Raw genomic sequence first — 14416 nt, 5'->3', positions numbered from 1 at the left:
TCCCATTGCAGCCCCACCGATTCCCTTGAGCGGCCCGCACACCCCCGCCTACGGTCGACTCACCGACCAGGGGGCAACCCGCCCGAAGCCGGTGCAACGGCCGTGTGCCCGAGTGGTTCAGGGGCTCGCCTGCAAAGCGAGTTACGTGGGTTCGAATCCCGCCACGGCCTCTCTTCCCCCTCGCCGACGCCCGCGTCGGTCCGCATCACAATGCAGGGCGCTGTCGGCCTCCGGCTCGCCGCCCGTTCCAGGGCATGGCTCCGATCACGGCGGAAACCGCGGCCGTCGCGGCGAGGCTTCCGGCCGTGACCATCACCACGCCGACCATGTACAGGCCCGAGGCGTCGTCCGACCAGTCGTAGAAGGCGGCGACGGCCAGGCCCATCGTGGGGCCGAAGACGGCGGCCGTGCCGCGGTGCCGGGACGCCACCCAGTACAGCGGCACCAGCAGGGTCAGCACGAGGCCGATCACCTGCCACGCCTCGTACGGGCCGGTCGTCGAGCCGTCCGGCTGTATGTCGCGGTGCTGATCCCAGCCCAGCCAGGCGGCCCAGCCCGCGAGCGATATGCCGGCCGTCACGAGGGTCGGCAGCAGGGAGGGGGCGATTCTCAGTGGTCCTTGGCGCATGGGCCCAGCGTTGCGGCCGGCCCGCCGCGCGAACAGGGCTCATGTACTCAGATCCGCCCGAGTACATGAGCCTGCTGCGCAGCGACTCGAACAGGGAGCCTCGGGCTCCCAGTTGAGGATGCGACCTGCAGTTCCGGGTGTTGAATTGCATTCGGCGCATTACTCCCCCTCCCCTCCCTCCCCTTAGCAGAGGTTGCCATGAGCAGGGAATTCTGGCTGCGCGTATGCATGACGGCAGCGATCGCTCCGCTGCTGTTCGTCACCACTGGATACGCCACCCCTGCCAAAGCGGTCGACACAATGGAGCAGGACATAGATACTGCGGTGCAAGGCGTCGACGCATTCTGGACCAGGCACTGGCCCGAATACTTCACCGGTACCTATGCGTCCCCCGGCGTGCTGGGCCTGTACGACGGCACCTCCGCCGACGTCCCCACCTGCGGCGGGGAGCAACTGGAGGCGGGCAACGCGGCCTATTGCCGACCGGAGGACTACCTGGCGTGGGACGTCGGACTCATGCGCGAGGGTTATTCGACCGGCGATGCCTATGTGTACTTCATCGTGGCGCACGAGTGGGGGCACGCCATACAAAACCGCTTGAACAGCCAACTGCAAGAAGTCGCCGGCGAACTACAGGCCGATTGCATCGCGGGAGCAGAACTCCAAGGCGCCCAGAACGACGAAACAATTGTGTTCGAAGAAGGCGACGCCAAAGAGTTGATAGAGGCCATCCACAGTGTTTCCGACGAACTCCCCTGGACCGCGGAGGGGGACCACGGGAACGCAGATCAGCGGAGCAACGCCTTCATCAGAGGGCTGGAAGGCGGAGTTGACGCCTGCTTGCCCTTGACGGCCCAGTGACAGTTCCTCGTACGGACAGCACAACCCCAGGCGCCCTCCAGGTGTCCAGTACATGACTGGACGGCCAACCTCCGGTCGCCGTACTTCCTGTCCTACGAGGAGACCCATCCGTGCGCCAGCGCATCCGCCCCTCGCACATCCGTCACTCGGCGGCCCTCGTGGCCGCTGCCGCCGCCGTCGCGGCGCTTCCCGCAGTCGTCGCCCCCGCGGCGTATGCCGAGGAGGGTGACCCCTCCCTGGTGATCTCGACTCTGCCGAGTGCGTCTCCCAAGCCCGGCGAGGTGTACGACGAGAACGTCATCATCACGAACAAGGGCACGGCGGCCGCGGACGGCGTCACCTTCCGGATCCGGCTGACCCGCGGGCTCGACTTCCCGGGGGCCGTCGAGGGCTGCACCTACTCGACCGTCGGGGACAAGGTCAGGCAGGCTCTGTGCGAGCTCGACACCGTCATCGAACCCGGCGCCTCCGTCGAGACGCCCGTACGGTTCAAGGCGCTGCCCCACGCCCTGATGGAGGCGGTCGAGTACGGCACCTCGGCCACCGGTGAGGCCCCGGGCGAAGGGTTCGACGACAGCAACCGGCGCCTGACCCTGACCGCGGACAGCACCGCCGACCTCGTCGCAGTCGGTGAGGACACGGAGGCCCTCGCGGGCGACAAGCAGTCCATCACGGTGCAGCTCCGCAATGACGGCCCCGGCTGGATCCAGAACCAGGAGAGCGACGACCAGCCGGCGCTCATGGTGCGGATCCCGAAGGGCACGACCACCACCGAAGTGCCTGAGGACTGCGCGCCGTTCGGCATCGACGGTCCGTCCGGGCCCGGGGGGACGCCGGGCAAGTCCACGTACGTCTGCTGGCCGGCCGACCACACCATCGAGGCCGGCGAGTCCCTCTCCTTCACCTTCACCCTGAAGATCGGGGAGGACACCCGGACCACCACCGGTGAGGTGAAGGCGACTTCCGTCTACGACATCCACCCGGCCTTCGACAAGAACCCCGCCAACGACAAGGCCCAGATCCGCATAGCCATCCCGACCGACAACGAGCCCGGCCCGGCCACGTCCGGCGGCTCCTCCACCGGCGGCGGTTCCACGGACGGCGGCTCCACCACGGCCGGCAACGGCAACGACCCCGAGGGTCAGTCCACCGGCGGCAACGGGAGCACGGGCGGCACCGGCTCCACGTCGTCCGGCACCTCGACTGGCGGCTCCACCGGATCCGTCGACGGCAACCTGGCCAGCACCGGCTCCGACGGCACCCCGCTCATCGCCGGCGCCGCAGCGGCCGTGGCGGCACTCGGCGGTGTCCTGGTCCTGGCCGTACGCCGTCGCCGCGCCGTCGGCAAGTCCTCCTGACGACGCCTCAGGGATACGGCGTCGTCCGCGCGACGTGGGGCTGGAGCAGGCGGGCCCTTCCAGGGTCTCGGTGATCAGCCGGTCGCCCGGCCCCGCGTCGCATGCCTCACCACACCCCGCCCACCGACTCCAGCACCCCGCTCGACTCGTCCTTGAACACCTCGGTCCAGTAGTGCCGGCCGTCCCCGCCCGCCGCCCTGATGCCGGTCGGGTCGACCGTCGACAGGACCTGGAGCATGGTCATGGCCAGCTGGTCGTAGGTGTCGGTCGTCAGTGCGTGGCCCGACTGCTCGTCGATCGCCTGCTCGCGGTGCAGCAGCCAGAGCGTGAAGGCGAGGGTGGAGACGTCCGTGTTCAGGGGGAAGAGCCTCGCCTCGGGCTCGCTCCAGTTCAGGACCGCGCCCGTCGCGCCGTCGATGACCAGGCTGTTGTCCTCCACGAGATGGCCGAGGCGTATCAAGTGACCGGCCGCGACGGGCAGTTCCGCAGACCACTCGTCGTCGGAGTAGTACTCGGCCAGCGTCTGCAGTGGCACATCGGTGTCGAGGCAGAACAGGAAGCCGTTCTCCGGCAGGCCCACCTCACGCAGGAAGCGGCGCGTCGGCTCGTGCGTGAGCGTGGCGGGGAAGTCGACCTCCTCGAAGCGCACCACCTTGCCCTGCCCGAACTCCTGGTCCAGGAGGCGCCGGGGCAGGTCCAGGGCGAGGCCCGAATGCCCGGCGCGGCCCGCCACGAGCGCCAGGGGGCGGATCAGGGCGGCCATCCTCCAGAACGGCGCCGGCTCGCCGTCCGCGCCCTCGTCGAACACCGCCAGCAGATGCCGGGACGCGTCCGCCACCGCCTGCGGGCCGTAGCGCCCCACGTAGGAGGCGAACTGGCCGCGCAGGTCCGCCAGTTCGTCCGTCGCCTCGGCGAACCGGACCAGCGTCCGCAGCGACGGCGCCAGCGCACGACGGTCCATCAGGTCGGGTCGGTCGTGCAGGAAGTACGCCGTGGAGACCTCGCCCGTCGCGCCGTCCAGCAGGACCGATTCCGTCTCCAGGCCGCCGGGGCCCAGCAGTCCGCCTATCACCAGCTGGTCGCGCAGCTCCGCCGCGAGCCGGTCCGCCGGATCGCCCGTCGAGTCCGCCACCGTCCGCAGGCCGTCACGGCACAGCTCGGCGAAGCTCAACACGCCGCTGTCGCCGGGCAGTCCGGGTCCGGTCAGCCAGCGCCGCGTCGACGCGTGCGTGACGTGCGGATCCAGCACGGCCTCGCTCAGAATGATCGCCGTATCACCGGCGTGCGTCGTGATCGTCGTGCTCATGGCTCCCCCGCATGCGCTTTCCCACCACCCCTGGGCACGACACAGCCGACCGACCGGCCCGCCGGCCCCGGCCGCCGTCCCCACTGCCCAGAACACTACGCGCCACCACTGACAACGCCCGCCGAATCACAACGCCCGCCGAATCGGCACGACCACTGACAGCGCTTCACATCATCAGACGCTCGGCCCACCCTCGCGCGTTCCCTTCTCGCGCGTTCTGTTGCCGCGAGAACTACCGCAGCGGTCTCCCGCCACGGTCTCCTTCCGCGCTCAGCTTCGAAGGGGCCGCCGGCTCACTGGCCGGTCACCACCGCCGCCTGCGGCCGGATCGGGAGGCGGTTGACGGGGCGGCCCGTAGCGGCGCGTACGGCCGACGCGATGGCCGCCGGGGACGTCACCACCGGTACCGCGCTGACCGCCTTCGCGCCGAAGGGCGCGACCACGTCCCGCTCCTCGACCAGTTTCACGATCCGGATGTCGGGGGCGTCCAGGGCCGTCGGCAGGGAGTAGCCGGTGAGGTCCGGGTGGCGGATCAGGCCGCGCGCGGAGCGCAGGTTCTCCGTGAGCGCTATACCCACGCCCTGCGTCACGCCCGCCTCGATGCGCGCCTCCAGCTGGGCCGGGTTGAGCACCCGGCCGACGTCCTGGGCGAGCGCCAGCTCGACCACGCGGACCGAGCCCAGTTCGATGTCGACGTCGACGACCGCGCGGATCGCGCAGAAGGCCATGCCCACGAAGGCGTCGCCCTGGCCGGCGTCGTTGAGCGGTTCGGTCGGGTGCGGGCGGCACTGGGCCGTCGCCCACAGTTCCTTGCCGTCCAGCGCCTCGGTGACGGTGGTCGACAGGACGCCGTCGTACGACGTGATCTTGCCGTCGGTGATCTGGAGCAGCTCCGTGGACATGCCGAACTTGTGCGCCAGGGGCTGCAGCAGCTGCGTACGGACCATCTTGGCGGCCCGTTCCACCGCGCCGCCCGACACCCAGGTGTGGCGGCCGCGGCAGCCCGCGCCCGCCGGAGGCTGGTCGGTGTCCACGGGCGCCACGTGAACGTCGTCGATGCCCAGCGTGTCCTGGACGATCTGCCGGGCCAGCGTCGCGAAGCCCTGGCCCGTCTCGACGGCCGCGCACAGCACCGTCGCCACGCCGTCGTGGACCTTCACGGTCGCCGTGGAGACCTCGTCCGCGCCCTCGGCGCCGAGCATGTGCACCATGCCCAGGCCGTAGCCCACGCCCCTTCGTACGGCACCGGGTTCGCCCGCGCCCTCGGGGCCGCCGGGCAGCAGCCACTCGTCCTCGGGCGTGTCCTTCGGGAGCGCCGGCAGGGGGTGGTCCTGTACGGCCTGGAGCAGTTCCGCGACGGGGGCCGGGCACGTCACCGTCTGGCCCGTCGGGAGTACGTCGCCCGTCGCCAGCGCGTTGCGCAGGCGCAGTTCGGCCGGGTCGACGCCGAGCTTCTTGGCCAGTTTGTCCATCTGCGCCTCGTAGGCGGCGCACACCTGCATCGCGCCCTCGCCACGCACGTGACCGGAGGGCGGGTTGTTGGTGCGTACGGCCCAGCCCTCGATGAAGGCATTCGGGACGACGTACGGGCCGCAGGCGAAGGCGACCGCGGCGGCCAGGGCCTCGGAGGACGTGTCGGCGTACGCGCCCGCGTCCAGCAGGATCTGCGCCTCGACCTTGACCAACCTGCCCTCGGCGTCCGCGTGGTGGCGGTACCGCAACAGGGTGGGGTGCCGGTGCGTATGGCCGAGGAAGGACTCCTCGCGCGTGGCCGTCAGTTTCACCGGGCAGCCGGTCTTGAGCGCCAGCAGGCCGAGCGGGAGCTGGAAGCCCTGGTCCTCGCGGTCGGCGGTGGCGCCGGGGACGCCGGTGACGACGACCTTGACGCGCTCGGGCTCCAGGCCGTAGCAGGCGGCGGCGCGGTCGCGGTCGGTGTGCGGGTCGGTCGAGGCGAGGTAGAGCTCCACGCCGCCGTCGGGGCGCGGTACCGCGAGGCCCGCCTCGGCGCCGATGGGGGCGGGGTCCTGGCGGCCGATGCGGTAGAGCCCCTCGACGACGATGTCGCCGGCCGCGTCGGGGTCGCCGTGGCGCAGCGGGATGTGGCGGATCAGATTGCCGTCGGGGTGCAGCGGCTCGGCCTCGAAGGCCTGTTCTGGGTCGGTCACCGGGTCGAGCACCTCGTACTCGACGATGACGGCCGCGGCGGCCAGGCGCGCGGTGTCCGGGTGGTCGGCGGCGACCGCGGCGATGGGCTCGCCGTGGTGGCGTACGACCTCGGAGGCGAAGACAGGGCGGTCGGCCCTGCCACGGCCCAGCAGCGGGCTGCCCGGCACGTCCTCGTGCGTGACGACGGCACGGACGCCGGGCATCTCACGCGCGTGGGTGGTGTCGATGGACGTGATGCGCGCGTGCGGGTGCGGCGAGCGCAGTACGGCCGCCCACAGCAGGCCCTCGGCCCACAGGTCGGCCGCGTACGGGAAGGTGCCCTCGGTCTTGGCGCGGGCGTCGGCGGCCGGCAGGGAGGCGCCGAGGCCGTGCGGGATCGGCTCGGGGGCGGGGGCTGCCTCCGCGGCTGTGGTCGCGGTGGCGGCTTCGTTGCTCACGTCTGGCCTCCGTCCTGTCCGTACGCCTGGTCATGCGGTCCCATGGCACCGGGGGCCTCGAACGCCGAGCGGTGGACCCCGCCGGCTCCCGGGCCCGCCTGGTGAGGGATACGCGGCTCGTCGCCGTCCTGTTCGCCGTCGTCGCCCGCCGAGTGCGCCTCGCGTTCGGCGACGACCTCCTTGACGGCCTCCACCACGCCCCGGTAGCCGGAGCAGCGGCACAGGTTGCCGCACAGCGCCTGGCGGGTCTCCAGCTCGCTCGGCGCCGGGTTGCCCTCCAGGAGGTCGTGCACGGTCATCGCCATGCCGGGCACGCAGAAACCGCACTGCACCGCGCCGCACCGCGCGAGCGCGCGCTGCACGTCGGAGGGCTGCCCGTCGGCGGCCAGGCCCTCGACGGTACGGACCTCGCTGCCGGCGGCGGTGACGGCGGGTACCAGGCAGGACGCCACGAGCCGTCCGTCGACCTGTACGTTGCACGCCCCGCACTCGCCCTGCGAGCAGCCGTCCTTGGCGCCCGCGAGGCCGAGCCGCTCACGCAGCACGTAGAGCAGCGACTCGCCGATCCAGGCGTCCGAGACGGGCCGGTCGGCGCCGTTGACGCGCAGGACGTAGGAGGCGAGGGGGTGTTCCTCGCCGGTGGGCGCCGGTGCCTCGTCGGAGGCGGCCTCCTCGGGCTCCTGCGCGGCCTCGGAGTCGGAGTGGCGGGCCTCGGCCGGGACGGACGCGGCGGAAGCCTCTGCCGGGCCCTCTGCGGCCTCTGCGGCGCCCCGGGGACCCGTGGCACGGTCGGTGGGCCCGGAAGCGGCCTGTGAGGCCTCTGAAGCGCTTTCGGCGGGGTCCTGGGCGGGCGCCTCGGCGGCGAAGTCGGGTGCGCCCGGGGCGGCCTGGTCCTGCGGGTGCGCGGCAGGCCGCTCGCCGGGCTGGTCACCGGCGTGCACGGCGTGCTGGTCACCGGCGTACGCCCCGGGGTGCCCCGGTCGTCCGGGCACGTGCCCGGCGCCCGTCGGATGCCCGGCCGCGGGCCCGGCTTCCACCGCTTCCCCGGCCACCCCGGCCTGCGCGTGCGGTGCCCACGGCTGCCCGGTCGGCTGCGGTGCCCACGGGGCGGGCGCGCCGCCCGGCAGTGTGGCCGGAGGCGTTCCGCCCCACTGCTCGACGAGCGACGACGTGGTGAACTCGCCCGATTCGTCCGGAAGGTCACCGTCGGCGACAGGGATCGACCACTGTCCGGTGACGTCGTGACGGGACGCGGCAGCGGCGTCCTGGCCTGCGGCGGTCTCCGAGAAGTTCCACTGCTGGGTGGCCCCGGGGTTGTACGTGAACTGGCCGGTGCCCCCGTCCTGCGGCACGGCGTTGGGGTCGGGCCACTGCGCGTTGCCGTCGGGCGCACCCGCGACCGGCCAGCCGCCCGGGGCGGCGGGGTCGGTGCCCGGTCCCGGCGTGACCGTTATCTGCGGGGGCACATAGCCGTGCCCGCGCGCGGCGAGCGGAGTGTCCGAGGATGCCAGGAGGGCGTCGATGCCCCCTTCGGGGAGTTTGACGAAGGCGGTGGCGCCGTCGTCGTAGTCGCCCTGAGGCAGCGGGTCCCAGCGGCCCGCGCCCTGGGGCGTGCCCTCTCCGTGCTGGTCGTCGGTCACGACAGCGCCCTCCCCAGTGCTCGTCGGGCCAGCGCGGCGACGGTGCGCCGCAGGTGCAGTACGGCGGGCGGATGCTGCGGTACGGAGCCGTCCTCGGCCGGCGTCGGGTCCGGAATGCAGGCCGCGGCGACGTACTCCCCGAAGGCGTTCAGCGCCTCGGGGACGATCGCGCGGTTGTTGTCCCAGTCGATCAGCTGGGCGACCCAGTGCTCGGCGTCCAGCGGCCTGAGCGGCATCGGCGCTATGGCGCCCACTGCGCACCTGATGCCGCGCCGGGCGGGGTCGAGGACGACGGCGACGGACGCCATGGCGCGCCCCGGGCCGGTGCGGCCCGTGGCCTTGAGGAAGACCTGCGGGGCGTGCAGCAGCGGCACGCGCACGTAGCCGATGAGTTCGCCGGCCCGCAGCATCTCCATGCCGGCCAGCAGGTGCGACACCGGGATCTCCCGGCGGGCTCCGCCCGGGCCCGCGACGATCAGGGTCGCTTCCAGGGCGGCGAGAACCGGCAGGGCGTCACCGGTCGGGGACGCCGAGGCGATGTTGCCGCCCAGCGTGCCCGCGTTGCGGATCTGCGGCGGGCCCGCGGCGCGTGCGGCGGCGGCGAGCGCCGGGATCAGCGCGGCGAAGTCGGGACGGCCCATACGCGCGTGCGTGAGGCCGGCGCCCAGCAGGGCGTGACCGTCCTGGTACTGCCAGCCGCGGATCTCGCTGATCTTGCCGAGGCCGACCAGCGCGGCGGGCCTGAGCTGCCCGGAGTTGACGGCGGCCATGAGGTCGGTGCCACCCGCGACGGGCACGGCGGCGGGCATGGCGGCCAGTGCCGCCACGGCCTCGTCCAGCGTCGTGGGCAGCGTGACGGACTGCGCCGCCTGCGGTGCGTGCGTGGTCAAACCGGCTGCCCCTTCCCGCTGCCCCACCTGGTCCCACCTGTGCTGCCGTACGGTACGTGCTGACAGGGCGGACGTGGCAACTCTGGCACATCTTCGCAGGACCCGAGGACACGGGTCCGCTAGGAGGCATTCGCCCACCTCATCGGGGAGATGGTCCGTTTTCGCACGGCATCTCCGGTGAGTACCGATTGACACTCTTCGGTGACACCTTGCCGGTTATTTTCACTTACTTGTTCGGGGGCGGGCCGTCGATCGGGCGGCCCAGGACCCCGGGGCGCCGCTGCCACGGCCGCGGCCCGGCCGGCGGACGGTAGGCGACTCCCAGGGCGTCAAGTCGCCCGTAGTGGGCGGCCATCCGCCGCTCGAAACCGGCGAAGTCCCGTTCGGCCGGGGCCGGAAGGCGGCTCCAGGCGACCTCGGCGAAGGCGGCGAGGCGCGGGAAGGTCTGGTAGTCCACGCGTGCGTGGTCCTCCATCACCTCGGTCCACACGTTGGCCTGCGTCCCGAGCACATGCCGCGCCTCGTCCGGCGTCAACTCCGCGGGAACGGGCTCGAACCGATAGACGTCCTCCAGGGTGCGGACGTACCCGATCGGCACCGGCTCGTCGGCGCCCGCGTCCTGACGGTGGTCCAGATACACCTGCTGCTCGGGACACATGACGACGTCGTGGCCCGCGCGGGCCGCCGCGATGCCGCCGGCGTAGCCGCGCCAGGACGACACGGTCGCGCCCTTTGCGAGCCCGCCCTCCAGGATCTCGTCCCAGCCGATCAGCCTGCGCCCGCGCGCGGCCAGCCACTTGTCGAAGTGGCCGATGAACCACGCCTGGAGCTCGTCCTCGTCCTCCAGACCGAGTTCCCTGATGCGCTCCTGCGCGGTCGGGGACTGCCGCCACTGGTCCTTGAGGCATTCGTCACCCCCGACATGAATGAACTCCGAGGGGAACAGCTCCAGGAGTTCCTCGAACACCCCCTCGTAGAAGCGCAGGGTGTTGTCAGTGGGGGCGAGTACGTTCGGATTGATCCCCCAGGTGTCCCAGACGGTGAGTGCGGAGGTGTCGATGACGTCGGTGTTGCCAAGTTCCGGGTACGCGGCGATCGCGGCCTGCGAGTGGCCGGGTACGTCGATTTCGGGGACGACGGTGATATGCCGCTCGGCGGCGTACGCCACGATCTCGCGGATGTCGTCCTGGGTGTAGTAGCCACCGTGCGGCTTGTCGTCCCACAGCGGGGAGGCCCGGTGGCCGAATTTGGTACGCGCCCGCCAGGAGCCGACCTCGGTGAGCCGGGGGTACTTCCTGATCTCGACGCGCCAGCCCTGGTCGTCCGTCAGATGGAAGTGGAAGACGTTGAGTTTGTGGGCGGCCATCAGGTCGACGTAACGCAGGACGCCGTCCTTGGGCATGAAGTGCCGGGAGACGTCGAGCATGAGGCCGCGCCAGCGGAATCGGGGGGCGTCCTGGACATGGATCTCCGGCAGCTGCCACTGCCGGTCGGGCAGCGGGGCCCGGCGGTAGGCGTCGGGGCCTAGCAGTTGCCGTAGCGTCTGGGCGCCCCAGAAGAGACCGGCGGGGCCGCCGCCCGCGAGATGGACAGCTTCGGGCGTGACGGCGAGTCGATAGCCCTCTTCGCCCAGGTCCTTGGCGACCACCGGGTCGATGGACAGGCGGATGACGTCGGCCTCGTCCGCCTGCCCGGGCGTCAGCGGCAGCCCGGTGGCCGCGCCCAGCGATGCGCGCAGCCAGCGTTCCGTCCGTTCCGTGCCTTCTCCCGCGGCCACCCGTGTCGCCGGTCCCAGTTCGAAGAAGCGCGAGCCCTGGCCCGTCACATGGCCCGGCGCTGGAATCAGTTCAGTCACGTCAGTCCTTTACCGCTCCGCCCAGCCCCGACACCAGCCGGCGCTGCACGAGCACGAAGAAGATCAGCACCGGAATCGTCATCACCGTCGACGCCGCCATGACGCCGCCCCAGTCCGGCTCGTCGGGCTTGTAGAAGACGAGCAGGGCCATCGGGAGGGTCGACTGGGAAGTGTCGCTGATGATGAAGGACTTGGCGAAGAGGAAGTCGTTCCAGGCCGAGATGAAGGAAAACACGCTCGTGGCCACGAGCCCAGGGAAGACCAGCGGGAAAAGGATCTGCCACAGAAATCGCGACCGGCTCGCCCCGTCGATGTACGCGGCCTCCTCCAGCGCCTCGGGAACCGCCTTCACAAACCCCCGCAGCATCCAGATCGCGAAGGGCAGCGAGAAGGCGATGTGCGGCAGGATCAGCGAGCCGAGCGTGTTCAGCTGGCCGAAGTCCCGCATCTGGAAGAACAGGGGGATCGTCAGGGCCTCCACCGGCACCATCTGGGCCACCAGAAACATGATCAGCAGGGTGGTCCGGAAGCGGAACCGGAATCGCGTCACCGCGGTCGCCGCGAGAAACGCGATCAGCGCCGAGACGATCACGACCGTGCACGCCACGACAAGGCTGTTGAGGAAGTAGCGGCCGAATTCGTTCTGCTCGAACACCCGGCGGAAGGAATCCAGGGAAGGGGCCAGCGTCCAGGGCCGTGGCTCGCTGGACTCGATCTCCCCGGCCGGTTTGAAGGCGCTGAGCACCATCCAGTACAGGGGGAAGGCCACCACTACGGCGATCAGCAGCGCGGACACCTCCGCGAGCAGCCGCCAGGGCCGCCGTACGAAGGGCACGGAACCCACGGACTTCACGGACCTCACAGTTCCTCCCCCTGCTTGCGCAGCAGCCGCAGATACACCAGCGTCACCGCGAGCAGGATCAGCAGCATCACGATGCCGATCGCCGAGCCGAGGCTGTACTGCGAGGACGCGAAGGCCTTCTGGTACGCGTACACGTTCAGCACGAGGTTCTGGCCCGCGATGCCGCCGCCGTTCGTCATGACGTAGATCTGGGTGAAGACCTTGAAGTCCCAGATGACCGACTGGATGGTCACGACCACGAGGATCGGCCGCAGCATCGGCGCCAGTACCGACCGCCAGATCCGCCACTGCGAGGCCCCGTCCAGCGCGGCGGCCTCCAGCACCTCGGCCGGTACGGAGCGGATACCGGCGTACACCGTCACCATCACGAACGGAAAGGAGCACCACACCACTTCGAGCAGGACGAGGAAGAAGGCGCTGAAACGCCCGTACGTCCACGAGTGGTCGCCCAGCCCCAGGATGCGGTTCACCGGCCCGAAGTCCGGGTCGAACAGCAACAGCCACACGGTCGACCCGGTGATGGCCGGCGTCGCCCACGCCCCCAGCGCCGCCAGCATCAACGTGAGCCGCGGCACGGCACGCACGCGCGTGAGCAGCACGGCGAGCGCACACCCGACGGCGAGGGTCGACACGACACACGCCGCCGCGAACACGACCGTGGCCAGCAGCACCTGCCAGAACTGGGAGTCCGAGAACAACTCCGAGTAGTTGCCGAACCCCTGGAAGGTGGTGGGTTCCCCGCCACTGACCTGCGCCTGCGTGTACTCGAAGAACGAGATCAGCCCGAGCTGATAGATCGGATAGACGAGCAGCCCACCGAGGACGACGAGCGCGGGGGCGAGATAGAGCCAGGGTGTCCTCCGACTGCGCCCACGCGGACGGCCTTGGGGGCGCGGGGCCTTGTTGAACTTGCGGCTACCGCCGCGCGGGCGCGACCAGCCACGATCCACCCGCACCCGCCGACGCTCCACAACCCCCGACTCACCGGGCACCCGCGTCACCCGGCGGAGCCGAACGCGGCGTCCATCTTCGTGGCCGCCTCACCCGCGGCCGCCGCCACGTCCTTCTTGCCGCTGATGACCTCCTGGAGCATGGTCGGCAGCACCAGCGAGGAGTCGATCTGCGCCCACGCGGGCGACGCGGGGACGAACTTGGTGCCGGCGGACAGGGTCTGCGCGAAGGGCTTGACGTACGGCTCCTCGGCGGCGACCTGCTGCCGTACGTCCGAGAAGGTGGGCAGGAAGCCCATCGCCCCGAACATCGAGGTCTGCGTCTTCTTCGAGGCCAGCTGCTCCATGAGGTCGACGGCCAGCGTGCGGTGCGAGGTGCTCTTCAGGACGCCGATGTTGTTGCCGCCCGCGAACGCCGGCGCGATGGAACCGGCCTTCACGCCCGGCAGCGGCACGACCGCGTACTTGCCCTTGGCCTTCCCCGCCTCCACGGCGGTGTGGCTGAAGTCGCCGCCGATCGCCATGCCCGCCTTGCCCGCGGCGAACGCGGTGATCGTGTCGTTGCCGCCCATGCCGGCGCACTTGGCGGCGGGGCAGTTGTCGTCGCTGAACAGGGACGTGTACGCCTTGATGCCCTTCTGGGCGGCCGCGCTGTCGATGGCGGAGGCGTACGAGCCGCCCTTGCCGGTGGCGAGTTCGCCGCCGTTGGCCCACACGAACGGCATCGCGCCGTACGTGTACGCGCCGCCCACCACGAGCCCGTACAGCTCGGGCTTCGCGGCGCGGATCTTGCGGGCCGTCTCGGCCAACTCGTCCATGGTCTTCGGCGCTTCGAGGCCTAGCTCCTCGAAGACGTCCGTGCGGTAGTACAGGGCGCGGACTCCGACGTAGAAGGGCGCGCCGTAGATCTTGCCGTCCACGGTGACGGACTGCTTGGCCGTGGGGTCGGTGTCCTTCGCCTCGGTCCAGTCGCCGAACTCCTCGGTGACGTCGAGGAGTCCGCCGTCCTTCACATAGCCGGCGGTGTCGGTGTTGCCGTACTCCATGACGTCGGGCGCGGACTTCGGGTCGTTGAAGGCGGCCTTGACGCGCTGGGCGCGGGTCTCGATCGGTATGTACTCGACGTCGACCTTCGTGCCCTCGTGAGCCTTCTCGAAGGCGGTGACGACGGAGTCGACAACCTTCTCCTTCGGCTTGTTGCCGACTTCCTGGAAGAGCCAGACCCGCAGGGTGCCGGTCTTCTCGTCCTTGTCGGAGGAGGAGTTGGTGGACGTCTGCGGGGCGCAGGCGGAGACGATCAGGGTGGCGGCCGCGAGAGCGGTGGCCCCAAGGAAACGGACGGACGGCTTCCTGGCGTTCATGGAGTGCTCCTCCGATGGAGTGTTGCAACATGCGCAATGACGGTTTCGCTGTGCACAACACTCGGAGGCTAGGGACTTCATGAACACGATCACAAGAGGTCT

General features: G+C 70.8%; 11 protein-coding genes and 1 tRNA gene. 3 read left to right on the top strand and 9 right to left on the bottom strand.

The window, feature by feature from the left end:
• The first annotated feature begins 98 nt into the window (after nt 1–98).
• A tRNA-Cys gene (locus tag ACZ7L5_RS25060) sits at nt 99–170 on the top strand.
• A gap of 35 nt (nt 171–205) precedes the next feature.
• On the opposite strand, the gene ACZ7L5_RS25055 is transcribed toward ACZ7L5_RS25060, so the two are convergent.
• A complete protein-coding gene (locus ACZ7L5_RS25055) occupies nt 206–628 on the bottom strand; it encodes a hypothetical protein (RefSeq protein ID WP_471518932.1) in 423 nt (140 codons plus the stop codon).
• Between the two features lie 198 nt (nt 629–826).
• On the opposite strand from ACZ7L5_RS25055, the gene ACZ7L5_RS25050 reads away from it, so the two are divergent.
• Entirely contained in the window at nt 827–1489 is a 663-nt protein-coding gene (locus ACZ7L5_RS25050; protein WP_471518930.1) for a neutral zinc metallopeptidase, read from the top strand.
• A gap of 110 nt (nt 1490–1599) precedes the next feature.
• Nucleotides 1600–2847: an LPXTG cell wall anchor domain-containing protein gene (locus tag ACZ7L5_RS25045; protein ID WP_471518928.1), complete on the top strand. Its 1248-nt coding sequence runs from the start codon at nt 1600–1602 to the stop codon at nt 2845–2847.
• Nucleotides 2848–2953: 106 nt separating this feature from the next.
• On the opposite strand, the gene ACZ7L5_RS25040 is transcribed toward ACZ7L5_RS25045, so the two are convergent.
• The 8 genes from ACZ7L5_RS25040 to ACZ7L5_RS25005 all read right to left on the bottom strand — a co-directional run bounded on the left by ACZ7L5_RS25040 (nt 2954) and on the right by ACZ7L5_RS25005 (nt 14314).
• Nucleotides 2954–4153, bottom strand: coding sequence for an SUKH-4 family immunity protein (locus tag ACZ7L5_RS25040; RefSeq protein WP_471518926.1), 1200 nt, complete (start codon nt 4151–4153; stop codon nt 2954–2956).
• A gap of 293 nt (nt 4154–4446) precedes the next feature.
• Complete coding sequence (locus ACZ7L5_RS25035) at nt 4447–6756, bottom strand: xanthine dehydrogenase family protein molybdopterin-binding subunit (protein ID WP_328881334.1); 2310 nt, start codon at nt 6754–6756, stop codon at nt 4447–4449.
• The gene (locus ACZ7L5_RS25030; protein WP_471518924.1) at nt 6753–8396 is read right to left on the bottom strand and encodes a (2Fe-2S)-binding protein; all 1644 of its coding nucleotides are present in this window, start codon (nt 8394–8396) and stop codon (nt 6753–6755) included. Before ACZ7L5_RS25030 ends, ACZ7L5_RS25035 begins: the two co-directional genes overlap by 4 nt.
• On the bottom strand, nt 8393–9286 hold the full coding sequence (locus ACZ7L5_RS25025) for an FAD binding domain-containing protein (protein WP_328881332.1): 894 nt from the start codon (nt 9284–9286) through the stop codon (nt 8393–8395). Before ACZ7L5_RS25025 ends, ACZ7L5_RS25030 begins: the two co-directional genes overlap by 4 nt.
• Before the next feature lie 226 nt (nt 9287–9512).
• Nucleotides 9513–11141 (bottom strand): beta-N-acetylhexosaminidase, encoded by a 1629-nt coding sequence (locus ACZ7L5_RS25020; RefSeq protein WP_471518922.1) that lies wholly within the window; start codon nt 11139–11141, stop codon nt 9513–9515.
• A 1-nt stretch (nt 11142) separates the two neighbouring features.
• The gene (locus tag ACZ7L5_RS25015) at nt 11143–11994 is read right to left on the bottom strand and encodes a carbohydrate ABC transporter permease (RefSeq protein ID WP_471518920.1); all 852 of its coding nucleotides are present in this window, start codon (nt 11992–11994) and stop codon (nt 11143–11145) included.
• A gap of 5 nt (nt 11995–11999) precedes the next feature.
• Nucleotides 12000–12953, bottom strand: a complete 954-nt coding sequence (locus ACZ7L5_RS25010) for a carbohydrate ABC transporter permease (RefSeq protein ID WP_471519484.1) — start codon at nt 12951–12953, stop codon at nt 12000–12002.
• A 47-nt stretch (nt 12954–13000) separates the two neighbouring features.
• Nucleotides 13001–14314, bottom strand: coding sequence for an extracellular solute-binding protein (locus ACZ7L5_RS25005; RefSeq protein ID WP_471518918.1), 1314 nt, complete (start codon nt 14312–14314; stop codon nt 13001–13003).
• Nucleotides 14315–14416: the final 102 nt, after the last annotated feature.

The organism is Streptomyces sp. NPDC107528, from assembly GCF_055639295.1.
Note: the sequence above shows the minus strand (reverse complement) of the source record. Positions and strands in the feature narration are given on the sequence as shown.

Bases quoted from the DNA above. Each gene is read 5' to 3' on its own strand.
- ACZ7L5_RS25040 (WP_471518926.1), bottom strand. From the start codon at position 4,153: ATGAGCACGACGATCACGACGCACGCCGGTGATACGGCGATCATTCTG.
- ACZ7L5_RS25005 (WP_471518918.1), bottom strand. From the start codon at position 14,314: ATGAACGCCAGGAAGCCGTCCGTCCGTTTCCTTGGGGCCACCGCTCTC.
- ACZ7L5_RS25050 (WP_471518930.1), top strand. From the start codon at position 827: ATGAGCAGGGAATTCTGGCTGCGCGTATGCATGACGGCAGCGATCGCT.
- ACZ7L5_RS25055 (WP_471518932.1), bottom strand. From the start codon at position 628: ATGCGCCAAGGACCACTGAGAATCGCCCCCTCCCTGCTGCCGACCCTC.